Origin of the sequence: Actinoplanes oblitus (assembly GCF_030252345.1) — a bacterium.
In the GTDB taxonomy this organism is placed as follows: Bacteria; Actinomycetota; Actinomycetes; order Mycobacteriales; family Micromonosporaceae; genus Actinoplanes; species Actinoplanes oblitus.
In genome coordinates, this window is sequence record NZ_CP126980.1 from 6,045,265 (window position 1) to 6,070,582 (window position 25,318).

The window sequence follows — 25,318 nt, forward strand, 5'->3', positions numbered from 1 at the left end:
CGATGTGGCGTTGGTCACCCGACGACGCCGGCCAGTTTCGCCGGATTGCTGACCACATGCAGCGTCCGCACGTCGCCGTCGACCAGGTGCGGGGTCATCGCGAGCACGACCCTGGCGTCCGTGCGCACGACCAGACCGGGTCCGCCGTTGAGCGGCGCGATCCGGAAGACGGATCCGGCGGGGCGCTGCCGGGACAGCACGACGATCGCGCGGGCCACACGTTCGCGCCCGCTGATCGGCCGGCGCGGCGCGCCGGTCGCGCCCCCGCCGTCGCTGATCATCGTCACGTCGGGTGCGAGGACCGCCATCAGCGCGGCGATGTCACCACCGGCACAGGCGGCCAGGAACCGTTCGGTGACCTGCCGCCGGGTCACCGGATCGCTGTCATAGCGCCGCCGGCCGGCCTCGACGGCCTTCCTGGCCCGGTATCCGAGTTGCCGCACCGCATGCTCCTCGTGCCCGATCAGCCGCGCGATGTCGGCGGGCCGGTACCCGAAGACCTCGCCCAGGACGAACACCGCCCGCTCCCGTGGCGACAGCCGCTCCAGGACCAGCAGCAGTGCGGTGGACACGGACTCGGCGAGGACCACGTCCTCGGCCACATCGGATCGGGTGAGGATCGGCTCGGGCAGCCACGGCCCCAAGTACGACTCCCGGCGTCGGCGGGCGCCGCGTAGCCGGTCGATCGCCAACCGGATGGTCACCCGGACCAGGAAGCCCTCGGCGTCCTCGACCGCGGTGAGGTCGACGCGGTGCCAGCGCAGCCAGGCATCCTGCACGACGTCCTCGGCCTCGGTGAAGCTCCCCAGCATGCGGTATGCCACAGCGGACAACAGCCCGCGGTGCTCGGCGAAGAGCCGCTCATGCGCTGCCACGACCGCGTCCTCCGCCACCTGGCCATAATCCAGGACCGCCGGCCGACACGACCGGGACGGGCTCAGGTCTCACCCATGACCAGGCCTCGATGGTGTGCTTCTGCCACGTCGGCCCCACCGCCCGGCGGCCTATCGGGAGGCGACGTCCTCCCGCAGGCGGCCGAGCGCCGCGGCCCGGACTCCGGTCAGGACCGGGTCGGTGGTCAGCGTGGTGGTCCGGACCGGGACCTCGCGCGGCGCCCAGGTGGCCGCCGCCAGGATGTCGTCGAGCAGGGCCGGGCCCCAGGAGCCGCCGACCACCACCTCCTGCGGGTCGGCGAGGGCGATCAGGTCGGCGATCACCCCGCCGGCCGGGGCACCGAGCGCCCGGTGAGGCGCCGCTGATGGAGGCCCTGTCCGGCATCCCCGACGTGCGGGCGGGCGACTCGGTCTGGTGGCACTGCGACATGATCCACAGCGTGGCGCCGGTCGCGGACCAGCGCGGCTGGGGCAACGTCATGTACATCCCGGCCGCTCCGTGGTGCCCGCGCAACGAGCGGTACGCGGCATCCGTACGCGAAGCCTTCCTGTCGGGTGAGAGCCCGAGCGACTTCCCGGCGGAACACTACGAGCGCGACTGGCCCAACCGGTTCCGGGCCGCCGACCTCAACGCGATCGGCCGCCGCGGCCTGGGCCTGGACTGACCCGGCCGGGGTCCGGCGAAGTGTCGCTTCTGGACAGGGTGCCCCTGCTAGATTCTCCGGCGTGACACTGCCCGAGCATCCCTTGCTCGCTCTGGACGGCCTGTTCCTGTCCGTCGCCGCCCTGGCCCTGGCTCTCGCCTACGTCCTGCTGCGCCGGCGGCGCCGCGGCCGCGGCGTCCGGCTCTTCGGCCGCCCGGTGCGACGGCCGCTGCTCACCGCCTCGGTGCTGCTGTCGACGGGGGCGATCGCGCTGCTCCGGGTCGGTGGCCGGTACCTGCCGGCGGCGTGGGACGAGGGCAGGTCGGTGGCCGAGGTCTTCTTCACCCTGATGTTCGTGGTGCTCATGCTGATCGTGCTCGCGCTGAACGCCCGCCGGCCGGGTTGACGGGCGTCCGCGCGACGCTCAGCCGAGCGGGCCCGCGAGAGCTGTCCGGATGCCGTCCGGGTTGCCGGATCAGAGCAGCGCGGCCATCGCGTCGTTCTCGGCGGTCTGCTCGTTGACGACGTGTTTGGCCAGGCTGCGGACGTAGGGGTTGCCGTCCGGGCCGTCCAGCAGCGACCGCGACATGGTGATGGCGCCCCGGTGGTGCTCGATCATGAGGCGGAGGAACACGGCGGGTGCCGCGCGCGGGTCGGCGCGGTCCAGCTCGCCCAGCTGGGCGGCGCTCAGCATGCCGTGCTCGGCGCCGCCGGTCGCCGGATCGGCGGCCGGCTCGTCCCACGCGGTCAGCCACTCGTTGGTCTGATCGATCTCGACCTGCTGGTCCTGGATGATGAACTCGGCGATCAGGCGGATCCGCTCCGGCACGCCGCCCTTGGCGATCAGCGTGCGGCTCATCGCCACAGCCTGCTCGTGATGGCGCACCATCATCTGCGCGAAGTGCACGTCGATGCCGGACGGCCGCACCACCGACTCGGCGGCGACGGCCTGCTGCCGTTCCGGCGCGTGGCCGGTGCGCAGCAGGACGGCCGCCACGCCGGCGATCAGCAGGACCAGTGCCGCGGCCAGGCGACGGAGATTCACGATCAAACCCTTCTTCGGGTACGGCACCGGCCCGGTGACGTGGTCACCGGGCCGGGCTCGGTTCAGTTGCCGCTCGGGCTGACGCTCGGGGCGCCACTCGGGTTGTCGCCCGGGTTGTCGCTCTGGTTGCCGTTCTGGCCGGCGCGTCCGGCCGGGGTCAGCGGGTTCATCTCGGTGAAGTCCCGCGGCACCAGCTCGAAGCCCTGCCAGTGCATCGGCATCGGGCTCTGGTCCTCGTCGCGCGGCACGTGGTGGAAGCCGACCCGCACCCAGGCCACCGGGTCGGACAGCTTCTCCTTGTTCTTCACGAAGTCCACGACTGTCTTGTCGTTCAGCGGGCACTCCGGGTCGGAGGCGTTGTCGCTGGCCCACTTCTCGCAGGCGTTCTTCTGGCTGAAGGTCACGTCCGGCTTGGTCTCCGGGTGCCCCTCGTACCGGTCGCCGCCGGTGGTCACCAGCTCGTAGGAGCGCTGGTGCCCGTCGGCGTTCTTGCTGGTCGGGCTGACCATCCGCCACCAGCGCTGGTTCACCTTGGTGAAGGTGCCCTCCTTGGCGATCGCGGTGCGGGTGGTCTTCAGCTTGGTGGCCACGGTGCCCCGGCCCGCCGTCGTGGTGTCGTACTGCTCGACCTTCTCACCGCCCTTGCCGGCGATGTTGAAGTCGACCCGCCAGAACGCGTTGTGGTAGTGCATCGTCGAGTAGTCACGGGCGGCCTTGCCGATCGGCCAGCCGTTGCTGCTCGTCGAGTACTCGCTCGGGGCGAGGTCGCCGGTGGCGCCCAGGCGCGCGGTGATCTGGCCGTCGTCGTGCAGGCGGTACTCGGTGACGTACTCGTACCAGCCGAGCTTGCTGATCGTCCGCAGGACCAGGTCGTGTCCCTGCTGCGAGTAGACCTTCTCGACGTCCTGGTCGGTGTTCGGGTCGTACTGGTAGTCGTGCAGGCGGTAGGCCAGGCCGCGCGGCTCGGCGCTGACGCACAGCACCTTGCGCTGCTCGGGCTCGCCGCCACCGTCGGAGCCCAGCCGGATCGAGCCGCCCTTGCAGTCGTCGCCGGTGAGCGTCTCCATGCCGTAACCGCCCATGCCGATGGCGGTGAGGTCGTTGTACTCGGTGTCACCGGTGTCGTAGGGCACGTTCAGCTGCGCGAGCCGGATCGAGTCCAGCACCTGCACCGGCTTCGGGTAACGCTTGGTGGCCACGAAGACGTGGTCCAGGACCAGGCCGGCCTTGTCGTTGATCCGCCAGCACATCTGCCAGGTGGTCCCGTTCGGCAGGGTCTCCTTGACCATCGCCGAGGCACCGCACGGCGTCGCCGCCGCCGGAGCCGCCTGGGCGGCGGCGGGCGCGGTCACCGCCAGCGTGGCCGCGGTCAGGACCGCGGCGGCCCCGGCGATCATTCGGTACGTCATGCTGCTGCGAACCCCGTTCACTTGAGCCGGGCGACCTTGCGCCCGGACAGGTCGACGACGACGTCGGTGACGTTGATGTAGTGGCCGTCCGCGCTCTTGACGATCAGCTGCACGCACCGGTCCTTGCCGCACTGGCTCGCGCCCCGGTCGGCGGGCTTGGCGGTGTAGATGTGCGCGATCGGCTCGGCGCCGGCCGCCGCGTCGAATGCCTTGCCCGTGGCCTTCTGATAGGCCGTCTTGAAGTCGGCGCCCAGCGGGTCGGCGGCCAGCAGGTCGAGCGCGACCTTGGCCTCCTGCGGGGACGCCGGCGGCTGCATGCCGGCCGCCGTGAACGACTTGGCGATCTTGCCGGACTTCAGGTCGACGACCTGCTTGACCAGCCTCTCCGTCTGGTAGTCGTAGAAGTAGACCTCGGCCTGCCGGCCGCCGTCCTCGTCCAGCTCGGTGGCCAGGTACTCCGGGCCGGCCTTGCCCGTCACGTCCCGGGCGTTCGCCGCCAGTTGCGGCGTGAGCGCGGCGGCACGCGCCTTGTCGACCTCGGTACCGGTCAGCGGGTCACTGCCGGTGCCGGTGGCGGCCTCCGGCAGCGGGCTCGGGTCGGAGACCCGGGCCTGCTCGGCCGGCGCGGCCGAGGTGGGCGATGTGGTGGGCGCGGCGTGCGCCTGCCAGGAGGCGAGGCCGAAGGCGCTCACCGCGGACACCGTGGCCAGGCCCAGACCCCAGCCCCATTTTCGGTATCGATCCACTGTTGGCATTCCTCCCCGTCGCTTTGGTGATGCGCCAGGGACCCTCCCAAGTAGAGGGTAAAATTCACGTAAGGTGATTTAATCGCCATCTTTGTCAACAATGGCAACCGGACTGCTCCCGAATACGACCCGGCTGGAAACCGTCACCGGGTGTCATCACGATGTGAGTAACCGGTTGATGCGGTGTTACCTGGCTGTCGCGGCGGCCGGGCTGGCCGGGTTCCTGGTCGTGCCCGACGGCGGCACGCTCCAGCTGATCTGGCAGGTCGGTTGCGGCTGGTTCGCCGCCGCCGCGATCATCGTCGGGGTACGCCGCAGCCGGCCCGCCATGGCCGTGTCGTGGTGGCTGTTCGCGCTCGGGGTGGCCGGGAACTCCGGCGGGATCCTGGTGGAGTACGTGCTCACGCGTACGCAGCTCAGTCCTGGTTTTCCGTCCTGGGCCGACGCCGCCTACCTGTCGCTGTATCCCGCCGTGGCGGCGGGGATGTTCCTGCTGATCCGCCGCCGCACCGCGCACCGGGACTGGTCGAGCCTCGTCGACGCGACCACGCTGACCACCGGGATCGGCCTGCTGGCCTGGGTCTTCATGGTCAAGCCGGCCGCCGCCGACCCGACGATCGGGTTGCTCGGGCACATCGTCAGCGTCGCCTACCCGCTGGGCGACGTGGTGCTGCTGGCCATGACGGTGCGGCTGATGCTCAGCGGCAGCGGCCAGAACACCTCGTTCCGGCTGGTGTCGGCCGCGCTGATCTGCTTCCTGGCCGGTGACGGCACGTGGGCGTTGATCAACCAGATGGCATGGGAGCCGGGCCCCGTCGCGCACCGAGTGCTCGCCGACATCTTCCTCGCCGGTTACCTGCTGTTCGGCGCCGCCGCCGTGCACCAGGACGCCCGGTCGCTGGCCCGGACCGTGGCGCCGCGACCGGCCCGGATCAGCCGGCCGTTGCTGCTCGCGCTCACCTTCGCCTCGCTGATCGGTCCGGGCCTGCTGATCGTGCAGGCGACCCAGAACCGGGTGACCGATGTGCTGTCGATAGCGGTGGGCTGCGCCGCGCTGTTCCTGCTCGTGGTCACCCGCATGTCGCAGCTGCTCACCCAGCTCGACGTGCAGACCGAGAAGGCTCGCGAGCTGGCCGTCACCGACGAGCTGACCGGCCTGCCGAACCGCCGCGCCTGGAACACCGAACTGCCGCGGGGCATCGAGCGGGCGCGGCGCAGCGGCGCTCCGCTGACCGTCGCGGTGATCGACATCGACCACTTCAAGAAGTTCAACGACGCGTACGGGCATCCGGCCGGTGACCGCCTGCTCAAGGAGTCCGCGGCAGCATGGTCGTCGCAGTCCCGCGAGGTCGACCACCTGGCCCGGTACGGCGGCGAGGAGTTCGTGCTGATGCTGCCGGACGCGACGGTGGAGCAGGCTCGCGAGATCGTCGACCGGATGCGGCTGGCCACCCCGCTGGGGCAGTCGTTCTCGGCCGGGGTCGCGCAGTGGGACGGCACCGAGACGTCCGAGGAGCTGACGGCCCGCGCGGACGCGGCGCTCTACCAGGCCAAGGCCGGTGGCCGGAACCGGGTCGCGGTGCCCGCCTGACCGTTCGCCGGCGCGCGTCTCAGCGGCGGCCGTTCCGTTTGCGCAGCATGACGATGATGCCCGCGACCACCAGGAGCAGCGGGAGGACGAGCCCCCACATCAGCCAACCGTTCATGCGAGCCTCTCCCCTGCGGCGATTCCGGCCCGGCCAGGGTCGCAGGCGCCGGGGGCGCGGCGGATCATCCCTGCCGGGTGACCTCGCGTACAGTGCGGTCGTGTTCGACTTCGAGGCCGACCCGCCGCCCAGCCAGCCGCCCCGGAGGCGCTTCGCCGCGCTGTCCCGGACGTTCGCCGTGATGGTGGGACTGGCCCTCGCCGCGCTGGCGGCTCTCGCCTTCCTGCTGTTCTGGACACTCAAGGTGATGCAGAACACCTAGGAGCACTCGACGCAGCAGCGGGCGAATGGGCGCGCGGCGAGCCGTGCCGGGGCGATCGGCCGCCCGCATCGCTCGCAGATGCCGTAACCGCCGGCGTCCACCCGGCGCAGCGCGTCGTCGAGCTCGGCGATCCGGTCCCGGGCGGCGGCCAGCAGCGCGGTCAGCTGGGCGCGTTCGAACCCGATGGTGGCGCCTTCCGGATCGTGCTCGTCGTCGGCGTTCGAGTCCCGCGACGCCGCGAACAGCGCCTGCAGGTCGCGGGCCAGGGTGGCGGCCTCGGACTCCGCGTCCGCCCGCCGGCGCAGCAGCTCGTCGCGCACCATGGTCCGAGACTAACCACGTCACCCCGGACCGGACTTGTGAAGGGTTCGGGGAGAAGTCGTGGGGAAGCTCCTCGACGACGTGGCGCGACCCTACGATCGGCGCCGGACGCCGACCGTGGAGAAGCCGAATGACATTCTTGTGGGATCTGGCCGATCGGGACGCCGAGGATCCGGGGCCGGCCCCGGCGCGCAGGACGGCTCCCTGGAGTCGCCGCGGCCTGGTGCACCTGGCCCTGGGCTGTTCCGGCTGGCTGCTTCTCGTGCCGGTGTTGCGGCTCGCCCTGTCGCCGTCGTTCGGCGGGTCGTACCTGGCGCTGGCGCTCTGGTTCGCCACCCTGCTGCTCGCGGCCTCGGTATCGATCACGGCCGTCCTGATCGCCTGCCTGCGACGGTCGTGGGCGGTCGCCGCCCTGAGCCTGGTCCTGGCCGCCGCCGGGGTAATCGCCACTACCCGGCAGCCGTCGCCGCTGGACTACGTCGACTACCAGTACCGCACCCATCGCGCCGCGTTCGCCGGGCTGGCCGAGGACTACCGGGCCGGGCGTCTCGACCGCGAGGGTGACCTGGTGCTGCCGGCCGAGCTGCGCCCGCTGTGCCCGACCGGGTTCGCCTACGCCGGCCCCACGGCGGTGTTCATCCAAATCTGGCAGGACTGGCGGGCGGAGGCGGGGACCGGTCTCGCGTACTACCCGGGCCCGCCCGACATGGCGAACTACATCAACACCGCACCGGGCGGTCAGGGCCTGCCGCGGCGGGAGGTGGGCGACGGGTGGTGGTGGGTGACGGCGTAGGTCCGCCGAAGGGCGCCCACCGGCCTGCGGTGGGCGCCCGTCGCGAACCGATCAGCGGACCAGCGTCAGCAGGCCCGGCCGGTACGGCAGCAGCCCGTAGTCGCCGCCGGAGCTCGGCGAGCGGCCCTGGTAGAGCAGCTGCAGGTGGCACGGGTCGACGGTCATGGTCTGATCGGCGCTGACCCGGACCAGTTCGCCGTGGCTGATGTCGTTGGTCCAGGTGGCGCCGCTGTTCGCCTTGCCCGCGAACGGGTTGCCCTCGGTCGCGGCCTGCGGGGTCCACGACCCGGCGAGGCTGGTGGCGGTGAAGGAACGGAAGTACCTGCCGTTCGCGCCGACCGCCTCCACGGTCATCAGGTACTGGTTCTGGCCCTGCACCTTGTACACCTGGGGCGCCTCGAACAGGTTGTTCGTCGTGTCGCTCATGACCACCGTCGAGGTGCTGCCGAAGCTGCCCGGGAAGTTCCCGATCGGCATGCTGGCCCGGTAGATCTTGCCGTTGTCCCCGGCGAAGAACAGGTACATGTTCGTGCCGTCACCGATGATCGTCTGGTCGATCGGCCCGGTGCCGGAGCCGGAGATGGTTCCGGTGAACAGCGGCTGCGCCGCGGACCAGCCGTTGGCGTTGGTCGGGTCGCTCGAGGTCCGGTAGGAGAACGCCGAGCCGCCCCACTGGTAGGTGAGCACCCAGATGTTCTTCGGCGCGAAGTAGAACAGCGACGGCGCGACAGCCGCCGACGTCATCTTGTTCTGGGTCGCCGAGCCCAGGTCCGACCAGTTGGTGATCGGGCCGAAGTTCATCGAGCCCCACGACGACCCGGTGTCGTGCGTGGTGGCGTAGACCAGTTGCTTGCCGTTGTACGGCGCGGTGGTGAAGTCCTTGAGCGAGGCCCAGCCCGACCTCGGGGTGGCCAGCGCGCCCGTCGAGGACCACTTGTACGTCGACGGCAGCGCGCAGGTGCCGGTCGACGTGGCCGTCGGCGTCGACGACCCGACCTGGACGAGCTGCCACTGCTGGTTGGCGCCGTTCCAGTCGGCGTACTGCGCGACGGCGCCGCCGTCGGCGGTGGAGGCGCCCTGCACCTCGACGGCCTTGCCGCTGTTGCGGTTGATCAGCTGGATGTAGCCGTCCACGTCCTGGACGCTGAACTGCTGATTCGTGGTGTTGTTGTCGGTCCACTGCACGATCGCGCCGCCGTCGGCCGTCGACAGGTTGTAGACGTCCAGCACCTTGCCGGACAACTTCGACTTGAGCCGGTAGAAACCACCACCGGAGTCGACGAACTGCCACTGCTGCTGCGCCTGGTCGTTGCGCGCCCACTGAACGATCTTGGCCCCGTCATTGGTGGCCAGGTTGTACACGTCCAGCGCCTTGCCACTGTTGCGGTTGACCAGCACGTACGAAGCGCTGGTGTTGATCGTCGAGGCGGAGGCCTGGGAGGCGGTGATCGCCACGGCGGCACCACCGGCGGCGAGGGTCACCGCGGCGAGGGCGACACGCCACCAGCGGCGCCGTCCCGGTCGGGTTGTCATCATGTGCTCCTCGGGGATGGTTCGGGAACTGGCGGTCAGCCGGCGGTGCAGGACCTGACCTGCGGCCGGGCGGTGCTGTTGCCGTTGAAGGCGGTGGTGAACCCGAAGGTGTTGCCGGAGCCGTTGGACTTCACGGTCATCACGTTTCCGCTGGTGTCCCAGGTGGCCGTGCCGCTCCAGGTGGCGGTGATCTTCTGCGGCGCGGTGATGGCCACGACCACCGTCCAATTGCCGGCGCCGCTCACGGTCACCGAGGTGTTGTACCGGTCGCCCCAGACGGTGCCGGTGGTCATCGCCGCGGTGCAGCCGCCCGCGGTGCCCCCGGCGTTGAGGGCGTTCAGCACCGAGGTGTACGCGGCCTTCTTCTTCCCCGAGGAGTCGAACAGCAGCGGGTTCGTCCCGGTACGCCACGAGTCGCTGTCCCGGATGCCCCAGACGGTGATCCCGGTGCACCGGGACACGGCCAGGCAGGCCTTGGTGACGGCGGCGTACGCGGCGGCCTGGCCGCTGCCGGAGATGTCCAGCTCGGTGATCTGGACGTCGACGCCCAGGTCGGCGAAGCGCTGCAGGTTGGCCTGGTAGTCGCTGGGCGCGGTGTTGGTCAGGTGGGACTGGAAGCCGACGCAGTCGATCGGCACGCCGCGAGCCTTGAAGTCCTTGACCAGGTTGTAGACGGCGGTGCTCTTCGCGTTCACGCCGTCGGTGTTGTAGTCGTTGTAGCAGAGCTTGGCGTTCGGGTCGGCGGCGCGGGCCGCCTTGAACGCCGCCTCGATCCAGTCGTTGCCGGTCTGCTGCAGCGTCGAGTTGCGGCGCGAGCCCCGGCCGTCGTCGGCGAACGCCTCGTTCACCACGTCCCAGGCGTAGACCTTGCCCCGGTAGTGGGTGGCGACCTGGGTGACGTGGTTGAGCATCGCCGAGCGCAGCGTGCTGCCGGACAGCGCCTGCGCCCAGGACGGCATCTGCGAGTGCCAGGCCAGCGTGTGCCCGCGTACCTTCTGGCCGTTGGCCTGCGCGGTGCTGAGGATCTTGTCACCGGCGGCGTAGGTGAACGTGCCGCGGGACGGCTCGGTGGCGTCCCACTTCATCTCGTTCTCCGGGGTGACCGAGGTGAACTCGGTCTTGAGGATGTTCGCGTAGGTGCCGTCGCCGAGCTTCGACGCGGCGATCGCGGCACCGAAGTAGCGGCCCTTGGCGGCCGCGGACGCGCCAAGCGTGCTCGCGGCGTCCGAGGTGCCGGCGAAGGCGATCGCGGTGCCCGCCGCGATCGTGCCGGCCAGCACGACCGGCAGGTACTTGCGCCACCGGCGCCGCGGGGATGGGGAGCTTGCCATGGTGGAGCCTTTCGGGGAGGGGAATCACCGAGGTGCGGCCATTTCCGGATGGCCATTGATGGGAGCGATCCCAAGCTGCTGACGGATATTGCCAGAACATTTTCTAGGACTCAAGTTCGCATCGAGAAATGGCCGCCGCCGCGCCGAGGCGGCAACATATCAGCAGGTCAGCAGCGCATAAGTCGCGACCCGGCAACCCGCGGCCACATAACAACTTTTCGGGGATGCAATTCTGAAATCTCGCTGAAATTACCCTCGCGGAGGAAAGGGATAGCTGGTTGTAGCCGACGTGAGAGGGACCGCAAGGCGTTCCGGGAAAGCCCGGGCCGGGTTACCATTCCCCGCTGGCGGGGCGGCCCGCCGACCGGACAGAGGTATGCGTTGATGACGATGGTGGACGACGAGGTGGCGACGCTGGTCACCGCGGCGCAGCGGGGCGACCGGGCGGCACTCGACCGGCTGGTGGCCCGGCACCTGCCACTGATCTACGACCTCGTCGGCCGCGCCCTCGGCCGCCGGGAGGACACCGACGACGTGGTCCAGGAGACCATGCTGCGGGCCGTCCGGAAACTTCCCGCACTCCGCCGGCCGGCCAGCTTCCGGCCGTGGCTGACCGCCATCGCGGTCCGGCAGGTGGGAACACACCAGGAGCGGCGGGCCGGCGCACACCAGCAGGCCGCCCTGCTGGACGAGGCAGCCGACCGGCCCGACCCGGGCGCGGAGCTGGAAGACGTGACGGCGGTGCGCCTGGCCCTGTCCGGGCAACGGCGCGAGGTGGCCGAGGCCACCCGCTGGCTCGACCCGGGCGACCGGGCGTTGCTCGCGCTCTGGTGGCAGGAGGTCGCCGGCCGGATGACCCGGCCCGAGATCGCCGCGACCCTGGGCATCAGCGTCGCCCACTGCGGCGTCCGCATCCAGCGGATGCGCGAGGAGCTCGACCTGGCGCGCGGCGTCGTCGGCGCGCTGGCCGCCGCGCCACGCTGCCCGGAGCTGACCGCGCTCGTCGCCGGTTGGGACGCCGTGCCGAGCCCGCTGTGGCGCAAGCGGGTCGCCCGGCACACCCGGGCCTGCCGCCGATGCGGTGCCGCCGCCGGCATCCGGGTGCCGGCCGAGCGGCTGCTGGCCGGGCTGCCCGCCCTCGCGGTGCCGGCCGGCTTCGCCGAGGCGACCCTGGCGAAGGCCGTCACCCTCGGCGTCGCCGGGGCCGCGCCGGTCACCGGCGTGGCCGCCACCGTCACCAAGGTCATCGCCGCGCACCCGTTCGCCGCTGCCGTCGCGGCGGTCACCGCGGCCACCGCTGTCGCCATCCCGATCGTCCACCGGCCCGCCCCGGACCGGCCGGACACGATCACCGCGCCGCCGGTCGCCCGGCCGTCCAGGACGCCGCCGGCGGCCGCACCCTCGATCGGCACGCCGCCCACCACCGCCGCGTCGCCGTCCACCGTCGCGTCGCCGTCCGCCGGCGGCATCGCGCTCGGACGCGTGTCGCTCGCCTGGGCCGGAGGCGGCTACCTCACCGCCGGCGACCGGACCGACGAGGCGGCGGTGGCCGGCGTCGACGCGACCAGCGACGGGCCGAGCCGGCGGCGTGCCACCTTCGTCGCGGTGGCCGGCCTCGCCGATCCGGCCTGCCTCTCCTTCCGCACCCTCGACGGCCGCTACCTGCGCCACTACGAGCTGCGGGAACGCACCAGCGCCCCGGAGCGCACGGCGGTCTTCCGCGGTGACGCCACCTACTGCCCGAAGCCCGGCCCGACCGCCGGGACGGTGCTGCTGCGGTCGGCCAACTATCCCGACTTCTGCCTGCGCTGGACCGGCACCGAACTCGGCATCGGCTACCTCAAGGACACCCCCGAGTTCCGGACCGCGAGCGCCTTCCGGGTCCGCCCGCCGCTGGCCGCGTCCTGAGGCCCTCGAGCCGCGAAGCCGGGTGTCTCGCCGGTCATCGCGCGTCATCCACACCTGCCCGGTGACGCCGGCCCGGATGACGGTGAGCGGCGGTACCGGGCACCACCTCCGTCCGGAGACGGGCACCCGGACTGGACGGGACGGTGCCGGGGCTTGTAACTTGCTGTCGACCGTGACACCGCCCGAGGAGGTGAGACCCATGACCGTCGTATCGAAGTGGGTGCTCCCCCTTGCTGTCACGGCTGGGCGATTGACGTAGGTGTCGCCGGGAGCGCCTCGCCACTCCCGAAAGGCACCACATGTTTGACGTGATCATTGCCGGGTGCGGACCGACCGGTGCGATGCTGGCCGCCGAACTCCGGCTGCACGAGGTACGGGTTCTCGTGCTGGACAGCGAGACCGAGCCGGTATCGTTCGTCCGCATCGTCGGCCTGCACGTTCGCAGCATCGAACTGCTGGCCATGCGCGGGCTGCTGGAACGCGTTCGCGACCACGCGCGGCAACGGCCGGCTGCCGGGTTCTTCGCCGCGATCAGCAAACCGGCTCCGGCGGATCTGGATTCCGCGCACGCCTACCTGCTGGGCATTCCGCAGCCGGTCGTCGTTCGTCTGCTCGAGGAGCACGCTGTCGCGCTGGGCGCGCAGGTCCGGCGCGGTTGCACGGTCGCCGCCGTCGATCAGGACGACGACGGGGTGACGGTCGGACTGGCCGACGGGACACGGCTGCGGTCGCGTTTCCTGGTCGGCTGCGACGGGGCGCGCAGCACCGTCCGCAAACTGCTGGGCATCGGTTTCCCCGGCGAGCCGGCCCGGTCCGACACGCTGATGGGCGAGCTGGAGGTGGGCGTGCCGGCGGCGGAGCTCGCCGCCCAGGTCGCCGGCATGCAGCGGACCGATCCACGATTCAGTCTGACGCCGTTCGGTGCGGGCCTCTACCGGGTGGTGCTTCCGGGCGCGGCGGTCAGCGAGCGCACCGCGCCGCCCACCATCGAGGAATTCAAAGAGCATGCGCGGACGCTCGCCGGCACCGATTTCGGCATGCACTCCCCGCGCTGGCTGTCCCGTTTCGGCGATGCCACCCGGCTGGCCGACCGCTATCGGGTCGGCCGGGTGCTGCTGGCCGGCGATGCCGCGCACATCCATCCGCCGATCGGCGGGCAGGGGCTCAACCTGGGTGTGCAGGACGCCGTCAACCTCGGCTGGAAGCTGGCGGCCGAGGTGCGCGGGTGGGCGCCGGCCACCCTGCTGGACAGTTATCAGGCGGAGCGGCAGCCGGTGGCGGCGGACGTACTGGAGAACACCCGTGCCCAGACGGCACTGCTGGCGGACGAGCCGGGGGCGCGGGCGATGCGCCGGCTGCTCGACCGGCTGATGGACTTCGACGTGGTCAACCGCTATTTGCTCAGACAGATCACGGCTGTCGACATCAGGTACGACTTCGGCGACGGGCCCGATCTGCTCGGCCGGCGGATGCGGGACATCGAGGTGCGGGGTGGCTGCCTCTACGATCTGCTGCACGCCGGTCGCGGGCTGCTGCTGGACCGCACCGAGCGGCTGACCGCGGCCGGCTGGTCGGACCGGGTCGACCGGGTCGCTGATCCGGCAGCGGCGCTGGACGCTCCGGCGGTGCTGCTGCGCCCGGACGGGCATGTCGCCTGGGTCGGCGACGACCAGCGCGACCTGGACGAGCAGCTCACCCGCTGGTTCGGCGGGCCGGTCGGCTGACCGGGTCGCATGCCGGCCGTCGTCGGCCGGCATGCGATCGCCGGCGTCCGGCGGACGCCCAGCGGCACACCCGGCGTCAGGTCCAGCTGGGGGCGCGGTGTTTCGGGCGGCCGGCGTCGTCGCGGTTGCGCTGCGCGCGGGCCGCGGCCACGGCGGCCACCAGCATCAGCAGCAGCACCGCGCCGCCGGCCACCCGGATCCGCGGATCGTCGAGCAGGCCGGTCCGGCCCTGAATCGTCCCGGTGATCCAGCCGGCCAGGTTGTCGGTGCGGGCGCTCAGGTCGGCGCCCTCGTGCGGGCAGGACGGGCCGCTGCTGACCACGGCCACCAGCACCGGCGGGCTCTCCCGGAAGTAGGCGCCGCCGGAGTCGTGCGGGCAGGCGCTGGTGTACCGGTGCGGTGCGCGGCCGGAGATCTCCAGCACCGTGTCACCGACCCGGTCGACGACGAACGTACCGGTCTGCAGCCGGTCCGGGACCTCGGAGCCGGTGCCGGCCAGGCCGTACCCGGTCAGGCGGACCCGCTCCCCGGCCCGCGGCGCGGTGTCGCCGACCGCGAGCGGCGTCACGTCGGTGATCGGCTCGGCCAGCTCGGCGAGGGCCACGTCGGCGGTCTCCGACTGCCGGACCCCGATGACGTCGACCTGGTGGCCGCCGGAAGCGCTCAGCACGGTCCGCCCGACGGTCGCGGTGGTCCTCTTCGCGACGGTACGAGCGACCCGCTCGCCGTTCGCCTCGCGGAAACAGTGCCCGGCGGTGATCACCCACCGCGGCGCGACCAGCGCACCCGAGCACCAGCTGTCCCGGCTGCCCTGGTCCTCGGCCGGGATGCCGGTCATGGTGAGCCGCACCGCGAAGGACCAGTCACCGTCGGGGACGTCGGCGCCGTAGGCGATCGCGTGGGCCGGCTGCGCGGTGGTCAGGACGATCACCACGGTCGTGAACAGGTACGTCAGCAGACGGAACAAGTGGGCACCATCGCAACGCTCGGCGGGACAGGACACCGCCATCTTGCGGAACCGGGTATATCACCGTCGTTAGGCCGGCACTTATGGAACTTTTATCCACCGGCCGGCGCCGCGTCGCTCCCGGACCGCCCGGCTGTCACGCGAGGTCGGCGAACGCCTCCACCTGCTGGGTCCGACCGGCGATGATGAGGATGTCGCCGGCGTAGACCAGGGTGTCCGCGGTGGCGTAGGTGAACGGCTCCCCGGGGCGTTTGACGGAGACCACCGTGACGCCGTATTTGGACCGCAGCCCGGAGGCGGCGAGCGTCCTGTTTATCGCCTCCTGCGGGGCTCGGGTCTTCACGATGGCGTAGTCGTCCTCGAACTCGATGAAGTTGAGGATGTGGCCGGTGACCAGGTGGGCGACGCGTTCGCCCATCTCGTGCTCGGGCAGCACGACGTGATGGGCGCCGACGCGTTCGAGGATGCGGGCGTGCTGGCGGCTGACCGCTTTCGCCCAGATGGTGGGTATCCCGAAATCGGCCAGCAGCGAGGTGGTCAGGATGCTCACCTCCAGGAAGGTGCCGACCCCGACGACGGCGTGGGTCATCTCGGCCACCCCCAGCTGGCGCAGTGCCTCCTCGTCGGTGGTGTCGGCGACAGCGGTGTGCGACAGCCGGTCGGCGTAGGCCTGCACGGCCTGGGCGCCGGCGTCGATGCCGGTGACCTCCCAGCCCCGGCGGACCATCTCGACGGCGAGCGAGCCGCCGAATCGGCCGAGCCCGAGCACGGCGATGCGGCGGTCGGTGGATGTTCTAGCCAACGATGGGTCGCTCCTCAGCTCTCTCGTAGCGGCGGGTCCGCTCGCGCAGCGCGAGCGCGGTCACCGCGGTGATGGGTCCGAGCCGGCCGATGAACATCAGCAGGATCAGGATGCTCTGCCCGGCGACGCCGACCCGCGCGGTGATCCCTGTCGACAGGCCCACGGTGGCGAACGCCGACGTGGTCTCGAGCAGCACGGCGTCCAGGGTGAACGGGGTCAGCGCGAGCAGGACGACCGTGGACACGCCGACAGCGGCGATCCCGAGCAGCGCGATCGTCAGGGCTTGACGCTGGACGGCGGAGGGCAGTCTGCGGCCCAGCGCGTGTACCGAGGGCTCACCCCGGATCTCCGCGACGATCACGAACCCGAGGACCGCGAAGGTGGTGACCTTGATGCCGCCCGCGGTGCCGGCGCTGCCACCTCCGATGAACATGAGCACGTCCTGGACCAGCAGCGTGACGTCGCGCATGCCGGCGATGTCGACGCTGTTGAAGCCGGCGGTGCGGGGCATCACCGCGGTGGTGAGGCTGGCCAGGAATTTGTCGGCGAGTCCGAGCCGGCCGAGGGTGGCGGCGTTGGTCCACTCGGTCGCGGCGATCGCGAGCCAGCCGCCGGCGAGGAGCAGAGCCGACATTCCCACAGTGATCTTGGTGTGCAGTGACCAGCGTCGCGGGGTGCGGAATTCCCGGCGCAGTTCGGCCAGTACCGGGAAGCCCAGGGCGCCCACCATGATGGCGACGTCGATCGGCAGGCAGATCAGCGGATCACCGGCGAAGCGCACCAGCGAGTCCGGGTAGAGGCCGAAGCCGGCGTTGTTGAATGCCGACACGGCGTGGAAGAACCCGAGGTAGGCGCCGTGCCGCAGGCCGGTGTGGTAACCCTGCACGAAGCGCAGCGTCAGCACGGCGGCGACCGCCAGTTCGACGAGCAGGCTGATCCGCAGCACGTTGAGCACGACCTGGCGTACCTCACCGACGCCCAGCGCCCGGGTCTCCGCCTGGGCGCCCAGTCGCAGGCGCATCCGGAGCCGGCGGGCGACCAGCAGCCCCAGCAGGGAGGCCAGCGTCATGATGCCCACGCCGCCGATCTGGACCAGCAGCAGGATGGTCAGCTGCCCGAAGGCGGACCAGTAGGTTCCGGTGTCCACGACGGCCAGGCCGGTCACGCAGACCGCCGAGGTCGAGGTGAACAGGGCGGTCATCACGGAGGCGCCGTGGCCGGACTCGGTGGCGAACGGCAACCGCAACAGCAGCGCCCCGCCGACCACCGCGCCGGCGAATCCGAGCATCACCAGCCGTGCCGGATGCGCCACCGCCCGGGACAGCCAGGCGCTCGCCAGGGTGAGCGACCGGCCGGTGCGGGCTCGCCGCCAGCCCCGGGCCGCCGCGGCGAGCAGCCGCGCGCGCAGCGCCGCCGTGTCGCCGCGGGCCGGCCCCGGCCGGGGAACCACCAGCGGCGTCCAGAGCAGGACCGCGATGCCTATCCCGGATGCCAGGAAGACGGCTGCCAGCAGGAGCAGGCCCAGCAGGAGTTGCCCCACCGCCGACTCCGTCACCGCGCGATCAGCCCGTCACTCATCGTCATGATCGTCGCATGCGTGGACGGCCCGTATCCGAGGAGCGCCGGAACCTGAGGTCGCCGCCGGCCCGCGCCGGCCCGCCGGCCGGCGGGCCGTCAGCAGGTCTCGAAGAGCCGTTCCAGCCGGGTCGCCATGGCCGGTGCCCGCACCCGGGCCTGCCGGAGCACGTCGGCGGTGATCACCCGGCCGAACGGGGAGCGGATCTCGTCACCGGCGTGGTGGGCACTGGTCAGCAACGCCCGCCCGGCCCGGTCGAGATCACTGATCTGCAGGTAGGCCCGGGCCAGCGCGAGATGGTGAGCCGCGCGTCGCCCGGCCGGCAGCGCCGCCAGGTCCGACGGGTCGAACCGCCGGTGCCCTTCGACAGCCCGCGCGCCGTCACCCAGCTCGACCGCCGTCGCCACCCGGCACAGCTGGACGGTCACCGGGTTGAAGCAGGTCCGGTAGTGGTCGGTGGCGAGACCGAACGGCTCGGCGACCCGGTCGGCGGCGGCCAGCAGGAGACGGACCGCCGCCGGCCGGCCGAGCCGGGCGGCGGCGGTCGCGGTCCGCAACAGCAGCGAGCCGTACACCGCACGCGCCGCGGGACTGGTCAGGCCCGCCTCGGCGAGACGCGTCGCGGCCAGCCGGCTCAGCCGCACGGACTGCACGTCGCGGCCCATCACCATCAGCAGCTGGGCGCACCGGCCCGCCGCGGCGGCCACCAGCAGCACGTCCTCCCCCCGGATCGCGGCCTCGACCGCCCGGTCGGCGGCGAGCCGCCCGAGGGCGGGCAGGCCGATCTTCCGCAGTACGGCCGCCGTCACCTGGTAAACCTGACTGAGCTGGCGTGCCGCCTCCGCGGCGTCCCGCCCGCCGGTCCGGCTGCTGTCCGAGATGTCGACCATCCGCAGCAGCCGCGGCAGGACTCCCAGCAGCGCGCGGTACTCGGCGTCCTCGTACGCCTGCCACGCGTCGCGAACCGCGACCGCCAGTTCGGCCAGCGACCGGGCCGCGACCTCGGGCGGCACGAAGGCGCGCAACGGATCGTTGCCGTGCTCCAGCGCGGTGTGCACCTGCTCGACGACCGCGTCGTCGATGAAGGCGGTGTCCGGCGGGCCCTGCGGATCCCGGCCCATCAGCAGCGGTACGTCGACCTGCAGCACATCGGCGATCTGCCGGGCCACCTCGATCGTGTCGAGCCGGTCGAAATCCTGTTCGACAGCGATCACCCAGGCCAGCGGCCGGTTCATCCGGTAGGCGAAGGTCAGCTGCGACAGCCCGCGGAGCACCCGCCACCGGGCGATCCGGGAACCCGGCGGCAGCGTGTCCTCGCTGTCACCGGCGGTGCTCAGATGCTGATCCACGGCCGGCGGCGGCACGGTGAGCCCGTCGAGCAGCGCCTGGTGCGGGAAGGTGCCGCCATCCCCACCGAAGGGGTGTGATCGGCCGTTTCCCGGCTCCGGCGGCCGCAGCGCGAACTGCTCGACCCGGGCGCACTCCCCCGCGTCGTGCCGCAGCCCGAGGAACTGCTCGGCCATCTCGTCCTGCAGGTCCCACCAGGTCGCCGCCTCGGCCATGCCGGCCGGCCGGTCGCCGCTCGCGTCACCACGGCCGGCCGGCGGCACCGCGGCTCCGGGCGCCGGCTCGCCGGGGTCCGGCATCGCGGCCCCGCCCGAATCGGCCCTGCCTGACACGTCGCCCGTGGGGCGCATAGCCGCCTCTGCCTCTCGTGTCACGGTCGCCCCCGGGTTGCGGTCGCACCCCTGCGGGGTACGGCCGACGTCCCGTGTACGACCCCGATCGGTGACATTCGGCGCTCCAGCCGACGCCGATGACGATGGTGAGTCGTTGTCAGCTTGTCGCATGACGCGCGACTAGCCGCCGCACAGCCAGTGCGACAACCATCGACTCCGATGCATCGGTCGCGAGCCGCCGCGGCGCGTGGAGTCCCGCCACCCCGTCGGACCACGGTGCGGGGGGATGCCGTCGAGGGCGAAGGCGGCCGGTTGCGCGGCGTTGCCCGTGTGGCGGCGGCGCCCGGGCACGCCTGCCGAGCAGACGCACCCGGGCCGGCGCCGGCGCAACGGGCGGATCGGATCGCCGCGGTCAGCTGACGGTCACGGCGTCGATGTCCTGGGTCTGGTTGCCACCGATGTAGAGGTTGACGGTCCGCACGTCGGACAGGCCGGGACAGCCGGGCGCGACGGCTGTCAGGTCGAGGACGAAGACACCGGCGCGGCCCGGGTCCGGCCGGGCGTCGCCCTGGCACCACACGCTGTCCGGGCCGGTCTGGAAGGAGACCGCGAACGATCCGTTGGCCGACGGGGAGGCGAAGCTCAGCGCGGCCCGGGTGCCCAGGTCGGCAGGCTCCGGCAGTGGCGCACCGAACCAGCCGCCCGCGGTGCCGGTCAGGCGCAGGCCCTGCCCGCCGTCGGCGTGGAAAGCGGTGGTGACGGCGGTGGTGCCGGCTCCCGGATCGAAGGCGGCCGGCGCCCAGCCCTGTACCCCGGTCTCGAAGTCGAAGAGGGTCTCGGCCGGGCGCGGCAGCGGTTTGACGGTCACCGTGACGGCGGCCCGGTTCGAGGTACGGCCCAGGTCGTCCCGCACGGTGTACGCCACCACCGCCCGTCCCGCGAAGCCGGGCGCCGGCGAGAAGCCGACCGTCCCGTCCGGGCGTGCGGTGAACGTTCCGCCGGGGACGGTGATCGTCACCTGGCGGCCACCCCGGCCGGGGTCGAGGTCGACGGTGCGCGGATTCACCCGGCGCGCCGGCAGGTAGGCGATGTCGTTGGCGGTCGCGGGGACGCTCACGTCCGTACCGAAATCGGTGGTGCCGGTGTCGTCGTCGGCGACCGGGGCGAAGGTGCGTCCGGTGCCGCGCATCCGGCGGGCGAAGTTCCCGATCGTGGTGCACACCGGGCTGGGGCAGTAGACGGTGAAGCCGTCGTAGTCGCCGTAGAGGCTGCCGTCGTCGAGCCGGTCGGACAGGATCCAGTAGAGGGCGCCGTTGGTGCCCGAGGCCCAGGCGGCGTCGGTCCAGCGCTGGTAGACGGTGTTGCGGGTGGCCTTGTCGCGGTAGCCGAACTCGCCGAGCATGACCGGCTTGCCGAGCTGCCGGGCCGCCCTGGCGTGCTCGATGATCCACTGGGTGCCCCAGTCGGCGGTCTTGCCCCAGCCGTCGGGGTACAGGTGGTAGCTGAGCACGTCGATGTTCTTGAGCCGGCCCAGGCGTACGGTGTCGACGCCCTCTCCCCCGTTGCGGGTCCAGTCGTCACCGCCGGGCCGATCGGCGAAGAAGCCTTCGTCGCCGACGCTGATCAGGTGCCGGCTGTCGACCGACCGGATGAAGGTGGACATCTCGTCGGCCCAGGCGGTGATCGTGCCGGTGTCGCAGCCGGACGATCGCGGGTACCCGCCGGAGCCGACGCAGCGCGGCTCGTTGGCCAGCTCCCACGTCATGATCGTCGGGTCGTTCTTGTACTTGACGCCGGTGATGGTGTTGGTCCGTTCGAGCAGGTGCGCGAGGTAGTCGCGGTACCAGCCCCGGATCCGGGCGTCGGTGTAGAAGTCGTCGTGGTGACCGAGGCCGGCCCAGGCGACGTACCTGTCCATGCCGCCGAAGTCGGCCCAGTTGTTGGTGAACGGGATGACCAGCTTGAGGCCGTCGTGGGCGGCGCGGGCGATCACCGCGTCGAGGCGCTCGAGGCCGTCCGCGCCGTCGTTGTACTTCGGATGCCCGGAGCCGTCCCAGTACTGCAGGTAGACGCCGTTCTGGCTGCCCGCTGTGGGATCGCTGCCGTCCGCCGCGCCGGTGTCGAACCAGCCCCAGGTGCGCACCACCGCGAACCCGGACGCGGCCGCCTTGTCGAGCACGTTGTCGCGGGCCACGGCGGACTGGTAGTGCAGGTAGTAGTTGTTCGTCCCGGCGAAACGGAACGGTTTGCCGTGCAGGGTCAGGGCGCCGCCGGACCGGGTCACGAACGGCGACGCGGCAGCGGTGGCGGGCTCGGGGACCGTCGCGGCGCCCAGAGCTGCCAACAGCAGCGCGAGAAGGGCGGTGCATCGTTGTCGCACCGTTGCCGGCATCTTCATATCGCCTCCGCACGAGGGGTGACACATCGATGTTTCTGCAGCGCTACGCAATCTAAAGCGGCTTAATTAAGCCGTCAAACAGCGGCAACGCGCAGTACGGCGGAGGCACGCGCAAACAGGCGGATGGAGGCGATTCGGCCCGGAACGCTTGCCCGGACACGGCGCGCAGCCTTATCTTAAGCGGCTTAACTTGAGGGACGGCGCGGCACCGGCCGGTGCCTCACGACCCGGACTGACGGCCGGCCATCGAGGCCGGCTCCCCGGGCGCGAGCGGGTGCCCGGCGGCGTAATCGCGCAGCGCCGCGGTGACCTGGCGCAGGAACGCGGTGGTGGTCGCGGCCTGCTCGGGGCTCAGCCGCGCGACCTCCTCCTCGACCCGGTCCAGCAGGGGCTTGAGGGCGGCGAACGCTTCGTCCCGCGCGTGATCGGTGGCCACCACGGACTGCCGGCGCCGGTCCGAGGGGTGCGGCACCCGCCGGACATGGCCGGCGGCGTGCAGCCGGTCGACGAGGGTCGTCGCCGACGCGGAGCGGATACCCAGACGCCGTCCGAGGTCCGAGGGGCCCAGTCCGCCCTCGCTGCTGAGCAGGTGGTCCAGAGCGGCGGCGTCGGTGAGGCCGATGCCCAGCCGCTCGGCGAGGCGGTGCGTCGCCTCGCTGTTGGCCTGCAACATCTCTCGGATGGCCAGGGCCAGCTGGCTGGGACCGTGCCGCTCGGCGCTCATGCCCTTATCATAAGACAGCCAGGTAGCAAGTTTTTCTAAATACTTGTATAACGAGATTCATGACAGCAGAGACGAATACCCGGCGCCGCTGGCTCGGTCTGCTCGTGGTCAGCCTGGGGGTCGCGATGATCATCGTGGACGCCACGATCGTGAACGTCGCTGTTCCCTCGATCATCGAGGACCTCGACGCGACCTCCAGCGACGCGCAGTGGATCCAGGAGTCCTACACGGTCGTGCTGGCGGCACTGCTGCTGGTGGCCGGCCGGGCAGCGGACCGTACGGGCCGGCGCAAACTCTTCATGGCAGGCGTCGCCGTCTTCGTGCTCGGCAGCGTCGGCTGCGCGGCAGCGCCCACCCCGCCGGCTCTGATCGCCTGCCGCCTGGTGCAGGGCATCGGCGGCGCCATGCTGCTACCGACGTCGTTGTCGCTGCTCAACGCCACGTTTACCGGCCGCGACCGCGGTATCGCGTTTGCCGTCTGGGGCTCCACCATCGGCGGCACCGCGGCGCTCGGGCCACTGCTCGGCGGCTGGCTGACCACCGAGCTGTCCTGGCGCTGGGCCTTCGGCATCAACATCCCGCTCGGCGTGCTGCTGCTGGCCGCCGCGCCGCTGGCGCTGGCCGAGTTCCGTGATCCGGATCGCCGGCGCGGCAACGACTGGGCCGGCGCGACACTCTCCGTGATCACCCTCGCCTGCCTGGTGTTCGCCTTGATCGAGGGCCGCACCTACGGCTGGTTCATCCGCATCGCCACCGTGGACGTCGCGGGCCTGCCCTGGACCGCCCGGCTCTCGCCGGTGCCGGTGGCCCTCGCGGTGGCCGCCGCCGGACTGCTCTGCTTCCTCCGGCTGGAGCGCCGGCGCGGCGCCGCCGGCAAACCGGTCCTGCTCGACCTGACGCTGTTCGCCATCCCGTCGTTCCGCAACGGGAACCTGGTGGCCGCGGTCGTCAGCCTCGGCGAGTTCGGGCTGCTGTTCGCGCTGCCGCTGTGGCTGCAGAACGCGCACGGCTACAGCGCGTTCGAGACCGGGCTGGCGCTGCTGCCGCTGGCCGCCGGCAGCTTCCTGGCCAGCGGGCTGGCGACCAAGCTGACCGCCGCGAAAGGACCGATCTTCGTGGTACGCCTGGGCATCCTCCTGGAGATCGCCGGCATCGCCGGCGTCGGGCTCGTCGCCGCGCCCGGCACCGCCTGGTGGAACACGACGGTCACGCTGCTGCTCTACGGCCTGGGCGTCGGCCTGGCCACCGCCCAGATCACCGGAGTGGTGCTGGCCGACGTGCCGGTGCGGATGAGCGGCCAGGCCTCCGGCACGCAGAGCACCACCCGGCAGCTCGGCTCGGCATTGGGCATCGCGGTGCTGGGTACCGTGTTGTTCAGCACCCTGGCCGGTCACCTCGACACCGCGCCCGGCGAGCGTGAGCTGAGCGGGCAGCAGCGAGCCGCCGTCGTCAGCGCCGTGCAGGACAGCGCGGGCGCGGCGATCCCCGCGCTGGCCGCCGACCCGCGCAGCGCGCCGCTGGCCGCGGACGCCCGGCAGGCGCTGTCCACCGCGACCCGATGGACGGCGTTCACCGCCGCCGGCTTCCTGCTGGTCGGACTGCTCGCCTCGGCCCGCCTGACCCGCGGCGAGCAGCGCGGCACCCCGTGACAGTCAGCGCCGACGCATCCCTCCCCACGGAAGGCCCGCGCCCCATGCACCCACCCTCTCCCGAAGCACCGGCCGGCGACCCGGCACTGCCCGGCGACGGCGTCCGCGACCACCACGACTCGCCCCTGGAGTCCGAGCGACTGCGCAGCCGGATCCACGCCACCGTCGAGCGGTTCCTCGACGAGCAGGCGCGGGTGCTCGCCGAGGTCAGCGACGACTGCGCAACGCTCGTGCGGTACGTGGCGGAGCTGATGGCCGGCGGCAAACGCCTGCGCGCCGCCTTCTGCTACTGGGGCTGGCGGGCGGCCGGCTCACCCGACGCCACCGCCGTCGTGACCGCCGCGACGGCGCTGGAGTTCCTGCAGGCGGCCGCCCTGATTCACGACGACATCATGGACGGTTCGGACACCCGCCGGGGCGCTCCGTCGATGCACCGCCGGTTCGCCGGCCTGCATCGCGGCAACGGCTGGAGCACCGACGCCGAGCACTTCGGGACCTCCGCCGCCGTGCTCGCCGGCGACCTGTGCCTGACCTGGAGTGACGCGCTCTACGCGGGCAGCGGGCTGGACCCGGCGGCGCTCGCCCGCGGGCGCGGCGTCTTCGACCGGATGCGCACCCAGCTGATGGGCGGGCAGTACCTCGACGTCCTGGACCAGGCGGGTGCGGGCCGGCATCACCCGGGCGCTCTCGAACGCGCCCGCCGGGTGGTGCGCTACAAGAGCGCCAAGTACACCGTCGAGCACCCGTTGCTGCTCGGCGGCCGGCTCGCCGGGGCCGACGAGCGGCTGCTGGCCTGCTTCTCGGCGTTCGGCCTGCCGCTCGGCGAGGCGTTCCAGCTGCGCGACGACATGCTCGGAGTCTTCGGCGACACCGAGCGCACCGGCAAGCCCGCCGGCGACGATCTGCGCGAGGGCAAGCGCACGGTGCTCGTGGCGCTGGCCTTCGACCGGGCCGACGCCGTACAGGAAAAGGTGTTGTCGTCGCTGCTCGGCAACAGCGACCTCGACGTCGCCGGCATCGACGTTCTGCGGGAGGTCATCACCGAGACGGGTGCCGCGGCGGCGGTCGAGGACCTGATCCAGGAACTGCTAGGCCGGTCGCTGACCGCGCTGGACAGCACCGAGTGCGACGAGCGGAGCCGCGCCATGCTGCTCGCACTGGGCCGGGCGGCCATCGACCGGGTCCGCTGACCCTGCTGGTCACCCCGT

Annotated in this window: 23 protein-coding genes; 9 read left to right on the plus strand and 14 right to left on the minus strand. The window is 71.9% G+C overall.

Annotated elements, in window-relative coordinates:
* Positions 1-14: 14 nt before the first annotated feature.
* Positions 15-812 (minus strand): RNA polymerase sigma factor SigJ, encoded by a 798-nt coding sequence (gene sigJ / locus Actob_RS27300; protein ID WP_284922393.1) that lies wholly within the window; start codon positions 810-812, stop codon positions 15-17.
* 192 nt (positions 813-1,004) lie between these two features.
* Positions 1,005-1,217 (minus strand): hypothetical protein, encoded by a 213-nt coding sequence (locus tag Actob_RS27305; protein ID WP_284914689.1) that lies wholly within the window; start codon positions 1,215-1,217, stop codon positions 1,005-1,007.
* 41 nt (positions 1,218-1,258) lie between these two features.
* Here Actob_RS27305 and Actob_RS27310 point away from each other — a divergent pair, with 41 nt between their 5' ends.
* The gene (locus tag Actob_RS27310; RefSeq protein ID WP_284914690.1) at positions 1,259-1,558 is read left to right on the plus strand and encodes a YbiU family protein; all 300 of its coding nucleotides are present in this window, start codon (positions 1,259-1,261) and stop codon (positions 1,556-1,558) included.
* A gap of 61 nt (positions 1,559-1,619) precedes the next feature.
* Positions 1,620-1,943 (plus strand): hypothetical protein, encoded by a 324-nt coding sequence (locus tag Actob_RS27315; protein ID WP_284914691.1) that lies wholly within the window; start codon positions 1,620-1,622, stop codon positions 1,941-1,943.
* Positions 1,944-2,012: 69 nt separating this feature from the next.
* On the opposite strand, the gene Actob_RS27320 is transcribed toward Actob_RS27315, so the two are convergent.
* The 3 genes from Actob_RS27320 to Actob_RS27330 all read right to left on the minus strand — a co-directional run bounded on the left by Actob_RS27320 (position 2,013) and on the right by Actob_RS27330 (position 4,737).
* A complete protein-coding gene (locus tag Actob_RS27320) occupies positions 2,013-2,582 on the minus strand; it encodes a DUF305 domain-containing protein (protein WP_284914692.1) in 570 nt (189 codons plus the stop codon).
* Positions 2,583-2,644: 62 nt separating this feature from the next.
* Positions 2,645-3,991: a copper amine oxidase gene (locus tag Actob_RS27325; RefSeq protein WP_284914693.1), complete on the minus strand. Its 1,347-nt coding sequence runs from the start codon at positions 3,989-3,991 to the stop codon at positions 2,645-2,647.
* Positions 3,992-4,008: 17 nt separating this feature from the next.
* Positions 4,009-4,737, minus strand: a complete 729-nt coding sequence (locus Actob_RS27330) for a hypothetical protein (protein WP_284914694.1) — start codon at positions 4,735-4,737, stop codon at positions 4,009-4,011.
* A 163-nt stretch (positions 4,738-4,900) separates the two neighbouring features.
* Between Actob_RS27330 and Actob_RS27335 the strand changes: the two genes are divergently transcribed.
* Positions 4,901-6,328 carry a GGDEF domain-containing protein gene (locus Actob_RS27335; protein WP_284914695.1) on the plus strand — a complete coding sequence of 476 codons (1,428 nt, stop codon included), beginning with the start codon at positions 4,901-4,903 and terminating at the stop codon, positions 6,326-6,328.
* Positions 6,329-6,543: 215 nt separating this feature from the next.
* Complete coding sequence (locus Actob_RS27340) at positions 6,544-6,705, plus strand: hypothetical protein (protein ID WP_284914696.1); 162 nt, start codon at positions 6,544-6,546, stop codon at positions 6,703-6,705.
* Here Actob_RS27340 and Actob_RS27345 read toward each other — a convergent pair.
* Positions 6,702-7,028 carry a TraR/DksA family transcriptional regulator gene (locus tag Actob_RS27345; protein WP_284914697.1) on the minus strand — a complete coding sequence of 109 codons (327 nt, stop codon included), beginning with the start codon at positions 7,026-7,028 and terminating at the stop codon, positions 6,702-6,704. The two genes, Actob_RS27340 and Actob_RS27345, sit on opposite strands and share 4 nt — an antisense overlap.
* Positions 7,029-7,156: 128 nt before the next feature.
* Here Actob_RS27345 and Actob_RS27350 point away from each other — a divergent pair, with 128 nt between their 5' ends.
* Positions 7,157-7,819 (plus strand): hypothetical protein, encoded by a 663-nt coding sequence (locus Actob_RS27350; protein WP_284914698.1) that lies wholly within the window; start codon positions 7,157-7,159, stop codon positions 7,817-7,819.
* A gap of 51 nt (positions 7,820-7,870) precedes the next feature.
* Here the strand turns inward: Actob_RS27350 and Actob_RS27355 are convergent, their stop codons facing one another.
* Positions 7,871-9,352: a non-reducing end alpha-L-arabinofuranosidase family hydrolase gene (locus Actob_RS27355; RefSeq protein WP_284914699.1), complete on the minus strand. Its 1,482-nt coding sequence runs from the start codon at positions 9,350-9,352 to the stop codon at positions 7,871-7,873.
* A gap of 35 nt (positions 9,353-9,387) precedes the next feature.
* Positions 9,388-10,683: an endo-1,4-beta-xylanase gene (locus tag Actob_RS27360; protein WP_284914700.1), complete on the minus strand. Its 1,296-nt coding sequence runs from the start codon at positions 10,681-10,683 to the stop codon at positions 9,388-9,390.
* A 384-nt stretch (positions 10,684-11,067) separates the two neighbouring features.
* Here Actob_RS27360 and Actob_RS27365 point away from each other — a divergent pair, with 384 nt between their 5' ends.
* Together Actob_RS27365 and Actob_RS27370 are read left to right on the plus strand one after the other, a co-directional pair.
* Positions 11,068-12,591 carry a sigma-70 family RNA polymerase sigma factor gene (locus Actob_RS27365; RefSeq protein WP_284914701.1) on the plus strand — a complete coding sequence of 508 codons (1,524 nt, stop codon included), beginning with the start codon at positions 11,068-11,070 and terminating at the stop codon, positions 12,589-12,591.
* Between the two features lie 299 nt (positions 12,592-12,890).
* The gene (locus Actob_RS27370; RefSeq protein ID WP_284914702.1) at positions 12,891-14,315 is read left to right on the plus strand and encodes an FAD-dependent monooxygenase; all 1,425 of its coding nucleotides are present in this window, start codon (positions 12,891-12,893) and stop codon (positions 14,313-14,315) included.
* A gap of 76 nt (positions 14,316-14,391) precedes the next feature.
* On the opposite strand, the gene Actob_RS27375 is transcribed toward Actob_RS27370, so the two are convergent.
* The 6 genes from Actob_RS27375 to Actob_RS27400 all read right to left on the minus strand — a co-directional run bounded on the left by Actob_RS27375 (position 14,392) and on the right by Actob_RS27400 (position 22,461).
* On the minus strand, positions 14,392-15,282 hold the full coding sequence (locus Actob_RS27375; protein WP_284914703.1) for a S1 family peptidase: 891 nt from the start codon (positions 15,280-15,282) through the stop codon (positions 14,392-14,394).
* Positions 15,283-15,418: 136 nt separating this feature from the next.
* Positions 15,419-16,084 (minus strand): potassium channel family protein, encoded by a 666-nt coding sequence (locus tag Actob_RS27380; protein WP_284914704.1) that lies wholly within the window; start codon positions 16,082-16,084, stop codon positions 15,419-15,421.
* Positions 16,077-17,624, minus strand: a complete 1,548-nt coding sequence (locus tag Actob_RS27385) for a TrkH family potassium uptake protein (protein ID WP_284914705.1) — start codon at positions 17,622-17,624, stop codon at positions 16,077-16,079. The genes Actob_RS27380 and Actob_RS27385 overlap by 8 nt, the downstream gene beginning before the upstream one ends.
* A 134-nt stretch (positions 17,625-17,758) precedes the next feature.
* Entirely contained in the window at positions 17,759-19,306 is a 1,548-nt protein-coding gene (locus Actob_RS27390) for a helix-turn-helix domain-containing protein (RefSeq protein ID WP_284914706.1), read from the minus strand.
* A gap of 445 nt (positions 19,307-19,751) precedes the next feature.
* The gene (locus tag Actob_RS27395) at positions 19,752-21,737 is read right to left on the minus strand and encodes a cellulase family glycosylhydrolase (RefSeq protein ID WP_284914707.1); all 1,986 of its coding nucleotides are present in this window, start codon (positions 21,735-21,737) and stop codon (positions 19,752-19,754) included.
* A gap of 220 nt (positions 21,738-21,957) precedes the next feature.
* Positions 21,958-22,461, minus strand: coding sequence for a MarR family winged helix-turn-helix transcriptional regulator (locus Actob_RS27400; RefSeq protein WP_284914708.1), 504 nt, complete (start codon positions 22,459-22,461; stop codon positions 21,958-21,960).
* 59 nt (positions 22,462-22,520) lie between these two features.
* Here Actob_RS27400 and Actob_RS27405 point away from each other — a divergent pair, with 59 nt between their 5' ends.
* Together Actob_RS27405 and Actob_RS27410 are read left to right on the plus strand one after the other, a co-directional pair.
* Positions 22,521-24,110: an MFS transporter gene (locus Actob_RS27405; protein WP_284914709.1), complete on the plus strand. Its 1,590-nt coding sequence runs from the start codon at positions 22,521-22,523 to the stop codon at positions 24,108-24,110.
* A 44-nt stretch (positions 24,111-24,154) separates the two neighbouring features.
* Positions 24,155-25,300: a polyprenyl synthetase family protein gene (locus tag Actob_RS27410; RefSeq protein WP_284914710.1), complete on the plus strand. Its 1,146-nt coding sequence runs from the start codon at positions 24,155-24,157 to the stop codon at positions 25,298-25,300.
* Positions 25,301-25,318: the final 18 nt, after the last annotated feature.

Excerpts from the sequence above, each read along its gene's own strand:
- Actob_RS27405 (WP_284914709.1), top strand. The coding sequence starts at position 22,521 with ATGACAGCAGAGACGAATACCCGGCGCCGCTGGCTCGGTCTGCTCGTG.
- Actob_RS27355 (WP_284914699.1), bottom strand. The coding sequence starts at position 9,352 with ATGACAACCCGACCGGGACGGCGCCGCTGGTGGCGTGTCGCCCTCGCC.
- sigJ (WP_284922393.1), bottom strand. The coding sequence starts at position 812 with ATGCTGGGGAGCTTCACCGAGGCCGAGGACGTCGTGCAGGATGCCTGG.
- Actob_RS27390 (WP_284914706.1), bottom strand. The coding sequence starts at position 19,306 with ATGCCGGACCCCGGCGAGCCGGCGCCCGGAGCCGCGGTGCCGCCGGCC.
- Actob_RS27325 (WP_284914693.1), bottom strand. The coding sequence starts at position 3,991 with ATGACGTACCGAATGATCGCCGGGGCCGCCGCGGTCCTGACCGCGGCC.
- Actob_RS27350 (WP_284914698.1), top strand. The coding sequence starts at position 7,157 with ATGACATTCTTGTGGGATCTGGCCGATCGGGACGCCGAGGATCCGGGG.
- Actob_RS27400 (WP_284914708.1), bottom strand. The coding sequence starts at position 22,461 with ATGAGCGCCGAGCGGCACGGTCCCAGCCAGCTGGCCCTGGCCATCCGA.
- Actob_RS27345 (WP_284914697.1), bottom strand. The coding sequence starts at position 7,028 with ATGGTGCGCGACGAGCTGCTGCGCCGGCGGGCGGACGCGGAGTCCGAG.
- Actob_RS27370 (WP_284914702.1), top strand. The coding sequence starts at position 12,891 with ATGTTTGACGTGATCATTGCCGGGTGCGGACCGACCGGTGCGATGCTG.
- Actob_RS27365 (WP_284914701.1), top strand. The coding sequence starts at position 11,068 with ATGACGATGGTGGACGACGAGGTGGCGACGCTGGTCACCGCGGCGCAG.
- Actob_RS27410 (WP_284914710.1), top strand. The coding sequence starts at position 24,155 with ATGCACCCACCCTCTCCCGAAGCACCGGCCGGCGACCCGGCACTGCCC.
- Actob_RS27310 (WP_284914690.1), top strand. The coding sequence starts at position 1,259 with ATGGAGGCCCTGTCCGGCATCCCCGACGTGCGGGCGGGCGACTCGGTC.
- Actob_RS27360 (WP_284914700.1), bottom strand. The coding sequence starts at position 10,683 with ATGGCAAGCTCCCCATCCCCGCGGCGCCGGTGGCGCAAGTACCTGCCG.
- Actob_RS27395 (WP_284914707.1), bottom strand. The coding sequence starts at position 21,737 with ATGAAGATGCCGGCAACGGTGCGACAACGATGCACCGCCCTTCTCGCG.